This is a genomic window from Streptococcus sp. HMSC065E03, assembly GCF_001815045.1.
Lineage (GTDB): Bacteria > Bacillota > Bacilli > Lactobacillales > Streptococcaceae > Streptococcus > Streptococcus parasanguinis_AD.
The window spans coordinates 1,150-19,262 of the sequence record NZ_KV818854.1; the positions used below are offsets into that span (position 1 = coordinate 1,150).

Genomic DNA, 18,113 nt, shown 5'->3' on the forward strand with positions numbered 1-18,113 from the left:
TGAGGTCGGTGGTTCGAGTCCACTCGTGCCCATTTTGGAGAATTACTCAAGAGGCTGAAGAGGACGGTTTGCTAAATCGTTAGGTCGGGTAACCGGTGCGGGGGTTCGAATCCCCCATTCTCCGTATAATTTCCAAGTTTGAGATGTCATCTCAAACTATTTTTTATATTTTTGAAGGTTTTGTCTATGTTCTTGAATCGATTCTTTAAAATTTTTAGTTTTGTGTTTGTTTTAACTGTTTCAGGAATTTTATTTCTTTTTCCATCTGTTAGAACTTCTATTGTTTTAAAATCTTCTGATATATTAGCTATTGTTGATAAGGCAGTATCGGTACCATTTGTTGTTGTGGAATCTAAGGCAAAGGATTTAAAGAATTTATCTGAATTAAATGAAGAAAACCGTTCGTTAAAATCACGTCTTTATCAAAAGGATATTGACCAGTCAAAACTTAACCGTTTGGAATCAGAAAATAGAGAATTACAGGATTTGATGTCAATCAAGAATTCTGTATCGGGTTCTAAACAAGTCGTTAGTGAGATTATTGACCGTAATTATGGTTCGTGGGATCAGGAATTTGTTATTGATAAAGGTAGTTCAGATGGAATTTCTGATTCTATGTTTGTTCTTTCGTCTGGTGGCGTCATTGGTGTGGTAGAAAGTATAGAGAAAAATTCTAGCAAAGTGAAACTATTAGTCGAAGATACTATTTCTTCACAACACCTGACGTTTAAAATTGAGAGTCAAGGTCAATCTATTTTTGCTTTATTAAATGGTTATGACGAGAAGACAGGTGAGTTTCGGTTGTTGCAAATTGGAGATCCAGTTGAAATTAAAAAAGGATCTCTGGTTTCAACAAGTGGTTTAGGAAAATATAAGAGTAGTGACTTACCTCTTGGTACAGTGACTTCTACTCAAAAGGCATCTGATCAGTTAGGGCAAGAAATTCGTGTGAAACCAAAGGCTAATTTAGATGTCAATCGTTATGTACTATTGATTGGAGAGTAGTGTGAAAGTCATACGTAAGTACCATTTTTTCCCTTTAATCTTATTCTTATCTTTATTTGTTGACGGACAGATCTCTTTTCTTATTTCTCGTTTTTGTCCAAACTCCTTTGAACCTACTTCATTTTTATTTCTGTATGGTTTTATGTTGTTAAGTCTCTATTTCTCTGAGATAGCTAGTATTTGGTGGGGAGTCTTCTTTGGTTTTTGTTTTGATGTGTATTTTTTACACACCCTAGGAATTGCCTTCCTAGTATTTCCTTTACTACAGGTGATTTTTTATCGGTGTAATCAGATTATTTTGGTCAATCGATTGACTCGTTTTTTTACATTTTTATTAACGATTCTATTATTTCAGATTTTAACAAACCTTCTTTTGATTCTTTTTATCGGTATAAAATTTAACTGGATTACACTAATTATTTACCAAATTTTTCCAAGTTTAATTTTGAATGTGCTTCTATTAATAGTATTACAGCCTTTACTTGAAAAGATTTATTTATAAACTCGAAATAAAAATGTAACAATAGCGTAATATAAATTTTTAAAAAATTTGTTATACTAGTTAGTGTCTTATTAGAAAGGGAAAATTTATCTAATGAAGAAAAAATTATTTGCCACAATCTTATTGAGTACAGTTGCTTTATCACAAGGTGCTGTCGTAGCTGGTGTATCAGCTGATTCAACAGATGATAAGATTGCTGCTCAAGATAACAAAATCAATAGTATTAATCAACAACAACAAAGTGCACAAGCTCAGGTAGATCAAATTCAAGGTCAAGTATCTGAAATTAAAAAACAACAAGAAAATCTTCAAGCTGAAAATGACCGTTTGAATGAAGAATCTGAACGATTGTCAGCTGAGATCGATGAGTTGTCAAAAAATATTGTTGCTCGTCAAGAATCACTTGCAAATCAAGCACGTAGTGCTCAAACAACTGGGACTGCAACAAGCTATATTAATGCGATTGTTAGCTCTGGATCTTTGACAGAAGCTATCTCACGTATTTCTGCTATGAACGAAATTGCAGATGCTAACAACAAAATGTTGCAAGAGCAAAAACGTGATAAAGAAGAGATTGCACAAAAACAAAAAGAAAACAACGATGCTATCAATACTGTCATTGCAAACAAACAGCAATTAGAAGATGATGCGCAAGCTTTGTCAACAAAAGAAGCTGAGTTGAAAGTAGCACAATTGAACTTGGCTGCTGAAAAATCAACTGCTGAAAACGAAAAGAATGCTTTGTTGCAACAAAAAGCGGAAGCTGAAAAAGCAGCAGCAGCAGCGGCAGCAGCTGAAGCAGCTTACCGTGCAAAACAAAAAGAACAACAAGCAGCTGTTAAAGCTTCAGCTAATACAACTCTTCAAGCACAAGTTCAAGCGGCAGCTCAAACACCTGCTGCAACACCAGCGGCAGCACAAACTCAAGCAGCACCTCAACCTGCTGTTCAAACTCAAGCAGCGGCTGCACCAGTAGCAACTACTTCTCGTCCAACTTATAGTACATCTGCATCATCTTATCCAGTTGGTGAATGTACATGGGGTGCGAAGACATTGGCTCCATGGGCTGGTGATTACTGGGGTAATGGTGGACAATGGGCAGCAAGTGCAGCGGCAGCAGGATTCCGTACAGGATCTCAACCACAAGTTGGTGCCATTGCATGTTGGAATGATGGTGGATATGGACACGTAGCAGTTGTTACAGCCGTTCAATCTACAACGAGCATCCAAGTCTCTGAGTCTAACTATAATGGTATCCGTAGTATTGGGAACTACCGTGGTTGGTTTAACCCAACAACAGCACAAGGTACTGTTACTTATATCTATCCAAACTAAGAATTACACTGAAGCAGAACATTTGTTCTGCTTCTTTTTTGATAGAATTTAGGTAGTGATAGATTTTGTAGTTTCCATAAATTAATATTTGAATATTTGCTTAAAAAGCGATAAAATGGTTACAGGAGAAATTTGTGCTGACTGTACAATATGGTTTTAGATTTTACTGGAGGAAATCATGTCATTTTCTGATTTAATGCTCTTTGCTTTGTCGTCAAATCAAGAATTGGCTCAACGTGTGTCTCGTGAAATGGGACTACCGCTTGGAAAGTCAACGGTTCGTCAATTTTCTGATGGAGAAATTCAGGTTAATATTGAAGAATCAATCCGTGGGAAAGATGTTTATATTTTGCAATCCACTAGCTCACCGGTTAACGATAATCTAATGGAAATTTTGATTATGGTGGATGCGTTGAAACGTGCTAGTGCGCAATCTATTAATGTGGTGATGCCATATTACGGCTATGCTCGTCAAGACCGGAAAGCTCGAGCTCGTGAACCAATCACTTCTAAGTTGGTAGCCAATATGCTTGAGGTTGCTGGTGTTGATCGCCTCTTGACAATTGATTTGCACGCCGCTCAGATTCAAGGTTTCTTTGATATTCCTGTTGACCACTTGATGGGTGCGCCTTTGATCGCCGACTATTTTGAACGTCGTGGGATGATTGGGAAAGACTATGTTGTTGTCAGTCCAGACCATGGTGGTGTGACTCGTGCTCGAAAATTAGCTGAATTTTTGAAGACACCGATTGCGATTATTGATAAACGTCGAAGTGTCGATAAGATGAATACGAGTGAAGTGATGAATATCATTGGGAGTGTTGAAGGCAAGACTTGTATTTTGATTGATGATATGATTGATACAGCTGGTACAATCTGTCATGCCGCGGACGCCCTTGCAGAAGCAGGTGCTGTTGAAGTTTATGCGAGCTGTACTCACCCTGTTTTATCAGGACCAGCGATGGACAATATTCAAAAATCAGCCATTAAGAAGTTGGTGGTGTTGGATACGATTTATCTACCGGAAGATCGATTAATTGATAAGATTGAGCAAATTTCGATTGCGAAACTTCTTGCAGAGGCCATTGTTCGCATTCACGAAAATCGTCCTCTTTCCCCTCTATTTGAAATCGGAAATGCCAAAAAATGTTAACAATAAGGAGGCTGGAGACCAGCCTCTTTTGTATAGGAGGAAATACAAATGGAAATCAGAAAATGGTTGGAAAACCTAAAAAAAGAAAAGAAACGGAAAAAACTGGTTCAAGCAGCTAAAGAACTAGAAGCAAAGGCGGATCCTAGTTTGCCCAAGAAACGATTACCTAAAAATGGGGTGGTAAAATAGTTTGAAGAAAAAGAAGAAGTTATATCATGACTTCTTCTTTTTATGTAGAATTATCTCGAAATCGTAATTTTGGGTATCAAATAGACCTAATTTTAAAATTAATTTATTGATATTGCAGCGTTATATCGAAAAAAATACTTGACAAACCCAACATATATGTATAAAATGTTCAATGTAGAGTAATCTATACTAAAAATGAAAAATGAAAAAGGAGATAAAACTATTATGAAAAAAGTTTTATTAACAAGTGTATTGGCATTGTCAGCAATCGCTAGCGTTTCTTATGCAGCTACTAATGGTACCCCTTTCAATGATGCAACTCGTGAGTTTGGTAACAATACTCGCTTTGGTGCAAGATTTAATGCTGATAAACTAGCTAAACCAGCTACACCAGCTAAACCAGCTACACCAGCTACTCCAGCTAAACCAGAAGCACCTAAAAAACCAGCTACTCCAGCTAAACCAGAAGCACCTAAAAAACCAGTTGCAGTTGTACAAGTTCAACAACCAAAAGGTGATAAAAAAGATGGTGTTCTTCAAGAAGTATCTACACCAGCCGCACCTAAAAAACCAGTTGCAGTTACAGCTGAAAAAGACCTTCCTTCAGAAAAAAATGTAACTGGAACAACTAACTCTCGTTACGGTTCTGCTTCACAAGAAGAAAAAACAGCTAAAGATGGTAAAAAATATGAAACATTCAAAGCTGTAGAAACATACGGAAATACTAACTACTCTTATAATGGTTCATATGACGATGGTAAACGTCTTGTGACTGTTGATCCAAATTCTCGTTATGGTTCTGCTTCACAAAAAGAAGAAACTGCTAAAGATGGTCAACAATACGAAACATTCAAGACTGTTGAAACATTTGTTAGCACAAACTACTCTTCAGTAGTAAACCAATAATAGATTGGATAAAATTTTTAGAGGGCAACTGCCCTCTTTTTTATACATTCGATAACATAAACTAAGATATAAATTGAGCAATTCAATTTGCTATATGAAAAAAATAGTTATTTGAAATAGAAAAAATTGATACTTTTTTTAAAAAAACTAAGAAAAGTCTTGACATAGGCAGAATATCCTAGTATACTAGTCATAGTTACGAAGTAACGAATAATTTTTGAAAAGAAAAAAAGGAGATAAAACAATGAAAAAAGTTTTATTATCATCAGTAGCAGCTCTTGCAGTATTTGCTGCAGCAGCTCCAGCATTTGCATCTGACAATTCATATAGCTCAAATGCATTGATTCAAAAACACTACGTTTCAGAACGCGATATCGCTGACGAAGCAAACACACAAGTAGCAGCACACGAAGCTGAAATCAACGCAGAAGCTGAAAACTATCCAACAGTTGTAGCAGCAAGACAAGCTCTTGAAGCATACGGATCAGGTCACCTTTACGGCGATTACGTTGCTAAACTTGAAGCAGCTCGCACTGAAGCACGTAATGTTGTACGCAACAAATATGTAGCTAACCTTCAAGATCAATACCGTGCAGCAGCTCAACGTGAAGGTAAATACTGGAACGACCCAACTGGCGTTCAAGACAACAAAACAAAAGACATGCGTGATCAAGAAGATAAAGCTCTTAACCATGGTGGTTCTGCTGATGCAGCTGATGCTAACGCTAACGGTCAAGCTACAAACGAAGCTAAATCTAACGAAAATAAAGGTGGAGACGCAGCTAAAGCTGGTAAAGCTGGTTCAAAACAAGCTGGTAAAGCTCTTCCAAAAACAAGCGCAGTTAAATAATTTGATTATTAATTAGCTCGTAAAATATCACTGGACCTTCGGGTTCAGTGTTATTTTTTAGAAAAAATCATCAAGAGGAGATCGATCAATGAAAAGAGCTGGGGAAAAAAGTTCAAATAAATTGGGTCTTGTAATCGCTGCTCTTGTTGCAGTTGTTGTTCTTGTTGCTGGATTTATTTTCTTTAATCCATTTGGAGGAACTAAGTCATCTAGCACGGCTAAAAAAACAACTGGAACAAGCTCAACCAAGCAAGAAACTAAATATGAACCAAGCCAAGAAGAAAAAGATTACTTGAAAAATCGTTTTGCTCAGTTAACAGCTGTTAACCCTGAGACAATTGCTTATGTCTATGCACCGGGTACTGAGTTGGATGAACCTGTTGTACAAACCACTGACAATGAAACTTATTTGAATAAAACCTTTGATGGGGGAAATGAACCATACATGGGGACAGTCTTCATGGATATGGACAACAAGAAAGACTTCAGTGATCGTTTGACTTGGTTGTTTGGTCATGCTCGTGGTAGTAAGGTCGGCGACCATCGCATGTTTAATGATGTCAACTACTATGACAAACAAGAGTATTTGGACCAACATCCGTATGTTGTGATTGAGACACCAGAGCGGAAATATTACTATGAAGTAATGGGATTGGTCATTGTCCCAGAGAACACTGCTTTCTACCGTACAAGCTTTACTGATGACAATGATTTTACGACACAATTGAAGAATATCTATGAGTCAGCTCGTACGAAGAACCCTAATATCAAGATCAAAGCAACTGATAAGTATTTAGTATTGTCCACTTGTCGTGAAGAGGATGAAACTATTCGTTCTAACCTCTATCTTCGTCAAATTCCTGATTCAGAAATGAAGGATTTTGTGGCAAAACATGCAGATCAATTGAAATATGTGGCAACACGTGGCCAACAATAATGACTTGAAAGACTTAGCATTGCTAAGTCTTTTTTGCATGGAAGGATTTTTGAAATGTCCTTTGGTGGTAAGCAAAAGGTGGGGATCTGGCTTGTTCTTTTGCGATGGGGTCCTATTTATAGTATAATGAATATAAGTGTTTTTGGAGGTGTTCTATGGATTTAACGAAACGTTTTAATAAAAATCTGAATCGGATTGAAGTATCTTTGATTCGTCAGTTCGATCAATCAATTTCTTCCATTCCTGGTGTCTTACGTTTGACTTTGGGGGAACCGGATTTTACAACTCCTGAACATGTAAAAGAAGCAGGAAAGGCTGCCATTGATGCGAATTTTTGCCATTACACTGGGATGAGTGGTTTGCTGGCTTTGCGTGAGGCTGCGAGTCAGTTTGTGGCTGATAAATATGGTATTCACTACCGTCCTGAGGATGAGATATTGGTGACGATCGGTGCGACTGAAGCCCTATCTGCAACCTTGACAGCAATCTTGGAACCTGGAGATGTAGTACTTCTTCCAGCACCGGCCTACCCTGGTTATGAGCCGATTATAAATTTGGTAGGAGCAGATGTTGTCGAAATTGATACGACAGCAGATCGTTTTGTCTTGACTCCTGAAAAGTTGGAAAAGGCTATTTTAGAGCAGGGTGAAAAATTGAAGGCTGTTATTCTCAATTATCCAGCTAATCCAACGGGTGTCACTTATTCGCGCGAACAGATGGCAGAATTAGCTGCTGTCTTAAAAAAATATGAAGTCTTTGTGATTTGTGATGAAGTCTATTCAGAGCTGACTTATACTGGAGAAGCGCATGTCTCTATGGCATCCTTCATTCCTGAACAGACCATTGTTATTAATGGCTTATCTAAGTCTCATGCCATGACAGGCTGGCGGCTTGGCTTTATCTTTGCGCCTGCTGCATTGACGGCCCAACTCATCAAGAGCCATCAGTATTTGGTAACGGCTGCTGGAACCATGAACCAGTATGCTGCGATTGAGGCCTTGACTGCTGGTCGGGATGATGCAGAGCCGATGAAGAAGGAATATGTGAAGCGTCGCGATTATATTATCGAACAGATGTCCGCGCTTGGGTTTGAGATTATTAAGCCAGATGGAGCCTTTTATATTTTTGCTAAAATCCCAGCTGGTTATAATCAGGATTCCTTTGCTTTCTTGCAGGATTTTGCGCGTGAAAAAGCAGTTGCTTTCATTCCTGGTGCTGCTTTTGGTCAATATGGTGAAGGCTATGTGCGTTTGTCGTATGCAGCCAGCATGGAGGTTATCAAGGAAGCAATGAAACGCTTGAAGGAGTATATGGAAGAACATGCTGGAGTCAATTGAGACCCGGGGAATTGTCCTGTATAATCGGGAGTTTCGTGAGGATGACAAGCTGGTCAAAATCTTCACAGAGAAGTCAGGGAAGCGGATGTTTTTTGTGAAACATGCGGGAAAATCACGGTTGAATCCCATGTTGCAACCTTTGGTAACGGCAGATATGTTGTTGAAAATCAATGATGATGGGTTGAGTTATATTGATGATTTTCAAGATGTGCAGGTTTATAAGAAAATCAATGCAGATCTTTTTGCCCTTTCTTATGCGACCTATGTTCTGGCGCTTGCAGATGCAAGTATTCAGGATAATCAGGTGGATCCGGCCCTGTTTGCTTTTTTGGAAAAGACCTTGTCTTTGATGGAAGAGGGACTTGATTATGAGGTTTTGACCAATATTTTTGAGATTCAGATTCTATCACGATTTGGGGTTGTCTTAAATTTGCATGAATGCTGTTTCTGTCATCGGGTTGGACTTCCTTTTGATTACTCTTTTCGGTATAGTGGGGTTCTTTGTCCGGATCATTATGATCAGGATGAGAGACGTGCTCACTGGCATCCGAATGTTCTCTATTTATTGGATCAGTTTCAAGCAGTACGATTCAGTGAGTTAGAGACGATTTCTCTACAAGCGGAGATGAAAGCAGCTCTGCGTCAGGCAATTGATCAGTTGTATGAGGAGTATGTAGGGATTCATTTAAAAGCTAAAAAGTTTATCGATTCCTTGAGTGATTGGGGAGCGATTATGAAAGATTCATCTGGAGGTGAAACATGAAAAAAATTGCAGTAGATGCAATGGGGGGCGACAATGCACCTCAAGCCTTGGTAGAAGGTGTGAATCAAGCCATTCGTGATTTTGATGATATTGAGATTGTCTTGTATGGCGATGAGGCAAAAATCAAAGACTATTTAACCGCAACAGAACGTGTATCGATTGTACATACGGAAGAAAAAATCGATTCAGATGATGAGCCAACGCGGGCTATTCGTCGGAAAAAACAGGCTTCTATGGTCTTAGCTGCCAAGGATGTGAAAGATGGTGAGGTTGATGCCATGCTATCTGCGGGAAACACAGGTGCGCTATTGGCGGCTGGTTTCTTTATCGTTGGCCGCATCAAAGGGGTGGAACGCCCTGGCTTGATGTCGACACTTCCGACAGTTGATGGTCGCGGGTATGACATGTTGGACTTAGGGGCCAATGCGGAAAATACACCAGAGCACTTGCATCAGTATGCTGTGATGGGATCCTACTATGCTGAAAATGTTCGTGGGATTCAAAAACCTCGCGTGGGTTTATTGAACAATGGGACAGAAGCTAGTAAGGGAGATCCTTTGCGCAAGGAAACCTACCAATTGTTATCTGAGGATGAGTCGATTCATTTTGTTGGAAACGTGGAAGCGCGTGACTTGATGGATGGCGTTGCTGATGTCGTTGTGGCGGATGGTTTCACGGGAAACGCTGTCTTGAAAACGATGGAAGGAACGGCTTTTGGGATCTTGAAGCAATTGAAACAAGCAATTGCCACAGGAAACTGGAAGGCGAAATTAGGAGCTTTTCTGCTCAAGGACCGTTTGAAATCATTGAAGCAAACCTTGGATTTCTCAGATGTTGGAGGAGCGGTCTTGTTTGGTCTTCAAGCACCTGTTGTTAAAACGCATGGTTCGAGTGATGCCAAAGCTGTCTATAGCACGATTCGTCAGATTCGGACCATGTTAGAGACAGATGTTGTTGGAAAATCAGTGAAGGAATTATCGAAGGAAGGGTAATGTATGAGTAAACAAAACGAAATTTTAGTTACAATTGAGGAATTTCTCAAAGATCGCAAGGGTCCAGACTTTCAAGTATCTTTGGAATCTGACTTACGTAAGGATTTACAGGCGGATTCTGTTGAATTGATGGAATTTATTATCAATCTTGAGGATGAATACCAAATTGAGATTCCGGACAAGGCTATTGATGAATTTAACACAGTAGGGGATGTTGTCGACTATATCGAAAAACGAACTGCTGGTCACTAATGAAAAAGGGATCGTTCAGAGATTATTCTGTATGATCTTTTTTTCTGTCCTTTTTATTCGGATTCTGCTTATATTGTACGGAATTTTATTGAAAATACACTTTGTATGTGATAGAATGAAGGTGATAAAATACGAAAGGCGAACAAAGTCATGACCAATCAACTGATTTATACTGGAAAAGCTAAGGATATCTATACTACTGAGGACGAACATGTGATTAAGTCGGTCTATAAGGACCAGGCAACCATGCTGAATGGGGCTCGTAAAGAGACCATCGAAGGCAAAGGTGTGCTGAATAATCAGATTTCGTCTCTTATTTTTGAAAAATTGAATGCTGCGGGTGTAGCTACTCACTTTATCGAACGTATTTCTGACACAGAACAACTCAACAAGAAAGTAAAAATTATTCCTTTGGAAGTTGTTCTTCGCAACGTGACTGCGGGTTCCTTTTCTAAACGTTTTGGCGTGGAAGAAGGTTTGGAATTGAAAACTCCAATCGTTGAATTTTACTACAAGAACGATGAGTTGGACGATCCATTCATCAATGATGAACATGTCAAGTTTTTGGATATTGCCAATGATGAGCAAATTGCTTATATCAAGGAAGAAACACGTCGCATCAATGAATTGTTGAAAGATTGGTTTGCACAAATTGGTCTTCGCTTGATTGACTTCAAATTGGAATTTGGTTTTGATAAGGATGGCAAGATCATCTTGGCAGATGAATTCTCTCCAGATAACTGCCGCCTTTGGGATGCGGAAGGGCACCATATGGACAAGGATGTTTTCCGTAGAGATTTGGGCAGTTTAACGGATGTATATCAGGTTGTGTTGGAGAAATTACAGGGCTTGAAGTAATCTTTTTGAAACGGAAAACCTTCGTCTTTCAAGTAAAAGGACTCAGGCTGAAAAGGTCTACTAGACCTTTTCACTCCGTCGTGATCTTGGTAGCTTGACAGATGTTTATGAAGTTGTATAGGAAAAATTGCAAGGTTTGAAGTGATCTTTTTGAAATAGAAAACCTTCGTCTTCGATAACATGTTTGAATAGAAATAAAGGAAATAAAATGGATAAACGTATTTTCGTTGAGAAAAAAGCTGATTTTCGTGTGAAATCGGACTCTTTAGTAAAAGAATTGCAGCATAATCTTCAGTTGAAAACCTTGAAGGATCTTCGGATTGTTCAGGTTTACGATGTTTTTGGTTTGGCAGAGGACTTGTTTGCGCGTGCGGAAAAACATATCTTCTCTGAGCAAGTGACCGATACTGTTCTGGATGAAGCTGCGGTTCAGGCTGATTTTGAGAAATATGCTTTCTTTGCGATTGAAAGTTTGCCGGGTCAATTTGACCAACGTGCGGCATCTTCACAAGAAGCTTTGCTTTTGCTTGGTAGTTCAAATGACGTAACAGTGAATACAGCGCAATTGTACTTGGTTAACAAGGATATCGATGCGAATGAGTTGGAAGCTGTTAAAAACTACCTTTTGAACCCAGTGGATTCTCGTTTCAAAGATATCACTGTTGGTATTGCGAAACAGGATTTCTCTGAGTCTGACAAGACCATTCCAAGCTTGGATTTCTTTGAAACTTATACGGCAGAAGATTTTGCACAGTATAAGGTTGAGCAAGGATTGGCAATGGAAGTGGATGATTTGCTCTTTATTCAGGACTATTTCAAGTCCATTGGACGGGTGCCAACTGAGACGGAACTGAAGGTTTTGGATACTTACTGGTCTGACCACTGCCGTCACACGACTTTCGAGACTGAGTTGAAAACCATCGACTTCTCAGCTTCTAAATTCCAAAAACAATTGCAAGCGACTTATGACAAGTATATTGCCATGCGTGATGAGTTGGGACGTACAGAAAAACCTCAAACCTTGATGGATATGGCAACTATTTTTGGCCGTTATGAGCGTGCCAATGGTCGTTTGGATGACATGGAAGTGTCTGATGAAATCAATGCCTGCTCTGTTGAAATTGAAGTGGATGTCAATGGTGTCAAAGAACCATGGCTTCTCATGTTCAAAAACGAAACCCACAACCACCCAACTGAAATCGAACCATTTGGTGGAGCGGCTACTTGTATCGGTGGTGCCATTCGTGACCCATTGTCAGGTCGTTCCTACGTTTACCAAGCCATGCGTATCTCAGGTGCTGGTGATATCACGGCTCCGATTTCAGAAACTCGCGCTGGTAAATTGCCACAACAAGTGATTTCTAAAACAGCAGCTCACGGTTATTCTTCATACGGTAACCAAATTGGTCTTGCCACAACCTATGTTCGAGAATACTTCCACCCAGGTTTCGTTGCTAAGCGTATGGAGCTAGGTGCAGTTGTCGGTGCGGCTCCTAAGGAAAATGTTGTCCGTGAGAAACCTGAAGCAGGTGATGTCGTGATTCTTCTCGGTGGGAAAACTGGACGTGACGGTGTCGGTGGTGCGACAGGCTCTTCTAAAGTTCAAACCGTTGAATCTGTTGAAACAGCTGGTGCTGAAGTTCAAAAAGGGAATGCTATCGAAGAACGTAAGATTCAACGTCTTTTCCGTAATGGGGAAGTGACCCGTCTGATCAAGAAATCAAATGACTTTGGTGCCGGTGGTGTCTGTGTGGCGATCGGTGAATTGGCAGATGGTCTTGAAATTGATCTAGACAAAGTGCCATTGAAATACCAAGGTTTGAACGGTACAGAAATTGCTATCTCAGAATCTCAAGAACGGATGGCTGTAGTGGTTCGTCCAGAAGATGTAGATGCTTTCGTTGCTGAATGTAACAAAGAAAATATTGATGCTGTTGTCGTTGCAACAGTAACGGAGAAACCAAATCTTGTCATGCACTGGAATGGTGAAACAATCGTTGATTTGGAACGTCGTTTCCTTGATACAAACGGTGTACGTGTGGTTGTAGATGCTAAGGTGGTTGACAAGGATGTCAAGCTTCCAGAAGAACGTCAAACATCTGCTGAAACCCTTGAAGCGGATACTCTTGAGGTCTTGGCTGACTTGAACCATGCCAGTCAAAAAGGGTTACAAACCATCTTTGATAGCTCAGTTGGTCGTTCAACAGTCAATCACCCACTTGGTGGTCGCTACCAAATCACACCAACGGAAGCTTCTGTACAGAAATTACCAGTCCAACATGGCGTGACAACAACCGCTTCTGTTATGGCGCAAGGATTCAACCCTTATGTAGCAGAATGGTCTCCATATCATGGTGCTGCCTATGCGGTCATCGAAGCAACCGCTCGTTTGGTTGCTGCTGGTGCAAACTGGTCTAAGGCTCGCTTCTCTTATCAAGAATACTTCGAGCGGATGGATAAACAAGCAGAGCGTTTTGGTCAACCAGTAGCAGCTCTTCTTGGATCCATTGAAGCTCAGATTCAACTTGGTTTGCCATCTATCGGTGGGAAAGACTCTATGTCTGGTACCTTTGAAGAATTGACAGTACCACCAACCTTGGTTGCTTTTGGGGTGACAACTGCAGATAGCCGTAAGGTCCTTTCTCCAGAATTTAAAGCTACTGGTGAAAATATCTATTACATCCCAGGTCAAGCTTTGGCACAAGAAATTGACTTTGATCTTATCAAGTCTAACTTTGCTCAATTTGAAGCCATCCAAGCTGATCACAAAGTAACAGCAGCATCAGCTGTCAAATATGGTGGTGTCCTTGAAGCTCTTGCCCTTGCAACCTTTGGGAACCATATTGGTGCAAACGTCGAATTAGCTGACCTTGACACTAGCTTGACAGCCCAATTGGGTGGATTCATCTTCACATCGCCTGAAGAAATTGCAGGTGTTGCCAAGATTGGACAAACAGCAGACGACTTTACACTTACTGTCAATGGTGTAACGCTTGATGGACACAAACTTGACAGTGCCTTCCAAGGTAAATTGGAAGAGGTTTACCCAACGGAATTTGCACAAGCAACTGAGCTGGAAGAAGTACCTGCGTTGGCATCAGATACTGTTATCAAAGCTAAAGAAACAGTTGAGGCACCAGTGGTTTACATCCCAGTATTCCCAGGTACTAACTCTGAGTACGATTCAGCTAAGGCCTTTGAAAAAGAAGGTGCAAAAGTCAACTTGGTACCATTTGTCACACTGAATGAAGAAGCTATTGTCAAGTCTGTTGACACTATGGTTGACAATATCGAAAAAGCTAATATTATCTTCTTTGCAGGTGGTTTCTCAGCAGCGGATGAACCAGATGGATCAGCTAAATTTATCGTGAACATCTTGCTGAATGAAAAAGTGCGTGCAGCCATCGATCACTTCATCGAACGCGGTGGTTTGATCATCGGTATCTGTAATGGATTCCAAGCTCTTGTTAAATCAGGTCTTCTTCCATATGGTAACTTTGAAGATGCAAGTAGCACCAGTCCAACCCTCTTCTACAATGATGCCAACCAACACGTGGCTAAGATGGTTGAAACACGTATTGCCAACACCAACTCACCATGGCTTGCCGGAGTAGAAGTTGGTGACATCCATGCCATCCCAGTATCACACGGTGAAGGGAAATTTGTCGTGACAGCTGAGGAATTCGCAGAGCTTCGTGACAATGGTCAAATCTTTACCCAATATGTTGACTTCGAAGGGAAACCAAGCATGGATTCTAAATATAATCCTAACGGATCTGTAAATGCTATCGAAGGTATCACAAGTAAGAACGGTCAAATTATTGGGAAGATGGGTCACTCCGAACGTTTTGAAGACGGTCTCTTCCAAAATATTCCAGGAAATAAAGATCAACATCTCTTTGCATCAGCAGTTAAATACTTTACTGGAAAATAAAAGGTATACAAAATGACATACGAAGTTAAATCTCTTAATGAAGAATGTGGTATTTTTGGGATCTGGGGACACCCAGATGCTGCAAAACTGACTTATTTCGGATTACACAGTCTTCAACACCGTGGTCAAGAAGGGGCGGGGATCCTTTCGAATGATGCGGGTCAATTAAAACGGTATCGTGACACGGGGCTTCTCTCAGAAGTGTTTCGAAATCCTGCTAACTTGGATAAGTTAACAGGAACGGGAGCGATTGGCCATGTTCGCTATGCGACAGCTGGGGAAGCTTCGGTGGATAACATCCAGCCCTTCCTCTTTCGCTTTCATGATACCCAGTTTGGACTGGCCCACAATGGGAATTTGACCAATGCCAAGTCCCTCAAACGGGAGTTGGAAAATAACGGGGCGATCTTTAGCTCAACTTCTGATTCAGAAATCTTGGCCCACCTGATTCGTCGGAGCCACAACCCATCCTTCATGGGTAAGGTGAAAGAAGCCTTGAATACGGTGAAAGGTGGATTTGCTTACCTTCTCATGCTGGAAGATAAGCTGATTGCGGCCTTGGATCCAAATGGTTTCCGTCCTCTTTCGATTGGGAAAATGGCCAACGGAGCTATCGTGGTTTCATCTGAAACCTGTGCCTTTGAAGTGGTTGGTGCTGAGTGGATCCGCGATGTGAATCCAGGTGAAGTTGTGATCATCGATGATAACGGCATCACTTACGATAACTATACAACGGACACCCAATTGGCTGTTTGTTCGATGGAGTATATCTACTTTGCCCGCCCGGACTCCAATATTCAAGGGGTCAATGTCCATACAGCCCGTAAACGTATGGGGGCTCAATTGGCACGTGAATTCAAACATGAAGCAGATATTGTGGTCGGTGTACCTAATTCATCACTTAGCGCAGCCATGGGATTTGCGGAAGAATCTGGCCTACCAAATGAAATGGGCTTGATTAAAAACCAATATACCCAACGGACCTTTATTCAACCAACACAAGAACTACGGGAGCAAGGGGTTCGGATGAAGCTCTCTGCCGTATCCGGTGTCGTGAAAGGCAAACGGGTTGTCATGATCGATGATTCTATCGTACGTGGGACAACATCACGTCGAATTGTGAAGTTATTGAAAGAAGCAGGAGCTACAGAGGTCCACGTAGCAATCGGTAGCCCAGCCCTTGCCTACCCATGTTTCTACGGGATCGATATTCAAACACGTAAGGAATTGATTGCTGCCAATCACACAGTAGAGGAAACACGCGATATCATTGGTGCAGATAGCTTGACGTATTTGTCAATCGATGGCTTGATTGATTCTATTGGAATTGATACAGATGCTCCAAATGGCGGTCTTTGTGTGGCTTACTTTGATGGAAAATATCCAACGCCTTTGTATGACTACGAAGAACGCTATGTGGAAAGTTTGAAAGAACATACTTCTTTCTATTAAGAGCAGTGCAAAAGAAAAGGAATGAAACAAATGACAAATAAAAATGCGTATGCACAGTCTGGTGTGGATGTTGAAGCGGGTTATGAAGTTGTTGAACGAATCAAAAAACACGTTGCTCGTACGGAACGTGCTGGTGTCATGGGAGCTCTTGGTGGTTTCGGTGGCATGTTTGATCTTTCAAAAGCAGGTGTCAAAGAGCCTGTTTTGATCTCAGGTACAGATGGTGTTGGTACTAAGCTCATGCTTGCCATCAAGTACGACAAACACGATACGATCGGTCAAGACTGTGTGGCCATGTGTGTTAACGATATCATCGCTGCAGGTGCGGAGCCCCTTTACTTCCTTGACTATATTGCAACTGGTAAAAATGAACCTGCCAAATTAGAGCAAGTCGTTGCTGGTGTTGCAGAAGGTTGTGTGCAGGCTGGTGCAGCCCTTATCGGTGGGGAAACGGCTGAAATGCCTGGTATGTATGGTGAAGATGACTATGATTTGGCTGGGTTTGCTGTCGGTGTTGCAGAAAAATCACAAATCATTGACGGTTCAAAAGTAGCTGAAGGGGATGTGATTCTTGGACTTGCTTCAAGCGGTATCCACTCAAATGGTTACTCACTTGTTCGTCGTGTCTTTGCGGATTACACAGGTGAAGAAGTTCTTCCAGAATTGGAAGGGAAGAAACTTAAAGACGTTCTTTTGGAACCAACTCGTGTCTACGTCAAAGCAGCTTTGCCACTCATCAAAGAAGAATTGGTCAACGGAATTGCCCACATCACAGGTGGTGGTTTCATCGAAAATGTACCACGGATGTTCTCAGATGACTTGGCTGCTGAAATTGACGAAAGCAAAGTCCCAGTTCTTCCAATTTTCAAAGCTCTTGAAAAATATGGCCAAATTAAACATGAAGAAATGTTTGAAATCTTCAACATGGGGATTGGTCTCATGCTTGCAGTGAAACCAGAAAATGTGGAACGTGTCAAAGAACTTCTTGACGAACCTGTTTATGAAATCGGTCGTATTGTGAAGAAAAATGTCGCAAGTGTGGTGATTAAATAATGGCTAAAAGGATTGCTGTATTTGCCTCTGGCAACGGCTCAAACTTTCAGGTGATTGCGGAACAATTTCCAGTAGAATTTGTTTTTTCAGATCATCGTGATGCCTATGTCTTAGAACGTGCCAAAAACCTTGGCGTGGTGAGCCATGCCTTTGAACTCAAGGAATTTGACAATAAAGCAGCTTATGAAGAAGCTATCGTCAAACTTTTGGATGAGAACCAGATTGACCTAGTTTGTTTGGCGGGTTATATGAAAATTGTTGGCCCAACCTTGCTAGCAGCTTATGAAGGCCGTATCATTAATATTCACCCAGCTTATCTCCCTGAATTTCCAGGTGCTCATGGTATTGAGGATGCTTGGAATGCAGGTGTTGCTGAGAGCGGTGTGACCATTCACTGGGTCGATTCTGGCGTTGATACCGGTAAGGTTATTCAGCAAGTGCGCGTGCCACGCCTTGAAGGGGATACCCTTGATACTTTCGAAACTCGCATCCATGAAACAGAATACAAGCTCTATCCAGAAGTCTTGGAACGTTTGGGAGTAGTAAGGAAATAAGGAAGCCATTGATCGGAAAGAACATTTTCGACTGTAGCAGA

17 protein-coding genes and 1 tRNA gene are annotated in these 18,113 nt (G+C 40.8%); all 18 read left to right on the forward strand.

From position 1 onward, the window contains the following. Positions 1 to 36 precede the first annotated feature (36 nt). Positions 37 to 124, forward strand: a tRNA-Ser gene (locus tag HMPREF3002_RS09860). 62 nt (positions 125 to 186) lie between these two features. After that, complete coding sequence (gene mreC / locus HMPREF3002_RS09865) at positions 187 to 1,005, forward strand: rod shape-determining protein MreC (protein ID WP_003009264.1); 819 nt, start codon at positions 187 to 189, stop codon at positions 1,003 to 1,005. Position 1,006: 1 nt separating this feature from the next. Further along, the gene (gene mreD, locus HMPREF3002_RS09870) at positions 1,007 to 1,507 is read left to right on the forward strand and encodes a rod shape-determining protein MreD (RefSeq protein WP_070666584.1); all 501 of its coding nucleotides are present in this window, start codon (positions 1,007 to 1,009) and stop codon (positions 1,505 to 1,507) included. A gap of 93 nt (positions 1,508 to 1,600) precedes the next feature. Next, a complete protein-coding gene (pcsB, locus tag HMPREF3002_RS09875) occupies positions 1,601 to 2,842 on the forward strand; it encodes a peptidoglycan hydrolase PcsB (protein ID WP_049473285.1) in 1,242 nt (413 codons plus the stop codon). A 178-nt stretch (positions 2,843 to 3,020) separates the two neighbouring features. Then, positions 3,021 to 3,995, forward strand: a complete 975-nt coding sequence (locus tag HMPREF3002_RS09880) for a ribose-phosphate diphosphokinase (RefSeq protein WP_021154183.1) — start codon at positions 3,021 to 3,023, stop codon at positions 3,993 to 3,995. Positions 3,996 to 4,043: 48 nt separating this feature from the next. Continuing rightward, on the forward strand, positions 4,044 to 4,184 hold the full coding sequence (locus HMPREF3002_RS11235; RefSeq protein ID WP_173018797.1) for a hypothetical protein: 141 nt from the start codon (positions 4,044 to 4,046) through the stop codon (positions 4,182 to 4,184). Positions 4,185 to 4,409: 225 nt separating this feature from the next. After that, a complete protein-coding gene (locus tag HMPREF3002_RS11370; RefSeq protein ID WP_070666589.1) occupies positions 4,410 to 5,090 on the forward strand; it encodes a hypothetical protein in 681 nt (226 codons plus the stop codon). Between the two features lie 244 nt (positions 5,091 to 5,334). Continuing rightward, a complete protein-coding gene (gene abpA / locus HMPREF3002_RS09890; protein WP_070666592.1) occupies positions 5,335 to 5,940 on the forward strand; it encodes an amylase-binding adhesin AbpA in 606 nt (201 codons plus the stop codon). Between the two features lie 88 nt (positions 5,941 to 6,028). Further along, positions 6,029 to 6,877: a class B sortase, LPKTxAVK-specific gene (gene srtB / locus HMPREF3002_RS09895; protein WP_070666595.1), complete on the forward strand. Its 849-nt coding sequence runs from the start codon at positions 6,029 to 6,031 to the stop codon at positions 6,875 to 6,877. 155 nt (positions 6,878 to 7,032) lie between these two features. After that, positions 7,033 to 8,214 (forward strand): pyridoxal phosphate-dependent aminotransferase, encoded by a 1,182-nt coding sequence (locus HMPREF3002_RS09900; RefSeq protein ID WP_070666598.1) that lies wholly within the window; start codon positions 7,033 to 7,035, stop codon positions 8,212 to 8,214. Beyond that, the gene (recO, locus tag HMPREF3002_RS09905) at positions 8,198 to 8,977 is read left to right on the forward strand and encodes a DNA repair protein RecO (RefSeq protein WP_070666601.1); all 780 of its coding nucleotides are present in this window, start codon (positions 8,198 to 8,200) and stop codon (positions 8,975 to 8,977) included. The genes HMPREF3002_RS09900 and recO overlap by 17 nt, the downstream gene beginning before the upstream one ends. Next, positions 8,974 to 9,969, forward strand: coding sequence for a phosphate acyltransferase PlsX (plsX, locus tag HMPREF3002_RS09910; protein WP_021154191.1), 996 nt, complete (start codon positions 8,974 to 8,976; stop codon positions 9,967 to 9,969). Before recO ends, plsX begins: the two co-directional genes overlap by 4 nt. A gap of 3 nt (positions 9,970 to 9,972) precedes the next feature. Next, positions 9,973 to 10,221, forward strand: a complete 249-nt coding sequence (locus HMPREF3002_RS09915; RefSeq protein ID WP_021154192.1) for an acyl carrier protein — start codon at positions 9,973 to 9,975, stop codon at positions 10,219 to 10,221. A 150-nt stretch (positions 10,222 to 10,371) separates the two neighbouring features. Beyond that, positions 10,372 to 11,079 (forward strand): phosphoribosylaminoimidazolesuccinocarboxamide synthase, encoded by a 708-nt coding sequence (purC, locus tag HMPREF3002_RS09920; protein ID WP_070666604.1) that lies wholly within the window; start codon positions 10,372 to 10,374, stop codon positions 11,077 to 11,079. A 208-nt stretch (positions 11,080 to 11,287) separates the two neighbouring features. Next, entirely contained in the window at positions 11,288 to 15,013 is a 3,726-nt protein-coding gene (locus tag HMPREF3002_RS09925; RefSeq protein ID WP_070666607.1) for a phosphoribosylformylglycinamidine synthase, read from the forward strand. A 12-nt stretch (positions 15,014 to 15,025) separates the two neighbouring features. Beyond that, positions 15,026 to 16,465 carry an amidophosphoribosyltransferase gene (gene purF / locus HMPREF3002_RS09930; RefSeq protein WP_003009289.1) on the forward strand — a complete coding sequence of 480 codons (1,440 nt, stop codon included), beginning with the start codon at positions 15,026 to 15,028 and terminating at the stop codon, positions 16,463 to 16,465. 30 nt (positions 16,466 to 16,495) lie between these two features. Continuing rightward, a complete protein-coding gene (gene purM / locus HMPREF3002_RS09935; protein ID WP_070666747.1) occupies positions 16,496 to 17,518 on the forward strand; it encodes a phosphoribosylformylglycinamidine cyclo-ligase in 1,023 nt (340 codons plus the stop codon). Then, positions 17,518 to 18,072 carry a phosphoribosylglycinamide formyltransferase gene (purN, locus tag HMPREF3002_RS09940; protein WP_070666610.1) on the forward strand — a complete coding sequence of 185 codons (555 nt, stop codon included), beginning with the start codon at positions 17,518 to 17,520 and terminating at the stop codon, positions 18,070 to 18,072. The genes purM and purN overlap by 1 nt, the downstream gene beginning before the upstream one ends. The last annotated feature ends 41 nt before the right edge of the window (positions 18,073 to 18,113 follow it).

Excerpts from the sequence above, each read along its gene's own strand:
- mreC (WP_003009264.1), top strand. The coding sequence starts at position 187 with ATGTTCTTGAATCGATTCTTTAAAATTTTTAGTTTTGTGTTTGTTTTA.
- srtB (WP_070666595.1), top strand. The coding sequence starts at position 6,029 with ATGAAAAGAGCTGGGGAAAAAAGTTCAAATAAATTGGGTCTTGTAATC.
- HMPREF3002_RS09880 (WP_021154183.1), top strand. The coding sequence starts at position 3,021 with ATGTCATTTTCTGATTTAATGCTCTTTGCTTTGTCGTCAAATCAAGAA.
- plsX (WP_021154191.1), top strand. The coding sequence starts at position 8,974 with ATGAAAAAAATTGCAGTAGATGCAATGGGGGGCGACAATGCACCTCAA.
- HMPREF3002_RS11235 (WP_173018797.1), top strand. The coding sequence starts at position 4,044 with ATGGAAATCAGAAAATGGTTGGAAAACCTAAAAAAAGAAAAGAAACGG.
- HMPREF3002_RS09915 (WP_021154192.1), top strand. The coding sequence starts at position 9,973 with ATGAGTAAACAAAACGAAATTTTAGTTACAATTGAGGAATTTCTCAAA.
- pcsB (WP_049473285.1), top strand. The coding sequence starts at position 1,601 with ATGAAGAAAAAATTATTTGCCACAATCTTATTGAGTACAGTTGCTTTA.
- purN (WP_070666610.1), top strand. The coding sequence starts at position 17,518 with ATGGCTAAAAGGATTGCTGTATTTGCCTCTGGCAACGGCTCAAACTTT.
- purF (WP_003009289.1), top strand. The coding sequence starts at position 15,026 with ATGACATACGAAGTTAAATCTCTTAATGAAGAATGTGGTATTTTTGGG.
- HMPREF3002_RS09925 (WP_070666607.1), top strand. The coding sequence starts at position 11,288 with ATGGATAAACGTATTTTCGTTGAGAAAAAAGCTGATTTTCGTGTGAAA.
- HMPREF3002_RS09900 (WP_070666598.1), top strand. The coding sequence starts at position 7,033 with ATGGATTTAACGAAACGTTTTAATAAAAATCTGAATCGGATTGAAGTA.
- purM (WP_070666747.1), top strand. The coding sequence starts at position 16,496 with ATGACAAATAAAAATGCGTATGCACAGTCTGGTGTGGATGTTGAAGCG.
- abpA (WP_070666592.1), top strand. The coding sequence starts at position 5,335 with ATGAAAAAAGTTTTATTATCATCAGTAGCAGCTCTTGCAGTATTTGCT.
- purC (WP_070666604.1), top strand. The coding sequence starts at position 10,372 with ATGACCAATCAACTGATTTATACTGGAAAAGCTAAGGATATCTATACT.
- recO (WP_070666601.1), top strand. The coding sequence starts at position 8,198 with ATGCTGGAGTCAATTGAGACCCGGGGAATTGTCCTGTATAATCGGGAG.
- HMPREF3002_RS11370 (WP_070666589.1), top strand. The coding sequence starts at position 4,410 with ATGAAAAAAGTTTTATTAACAAGTGTATTGGCATTGTCAGCAATCGCT.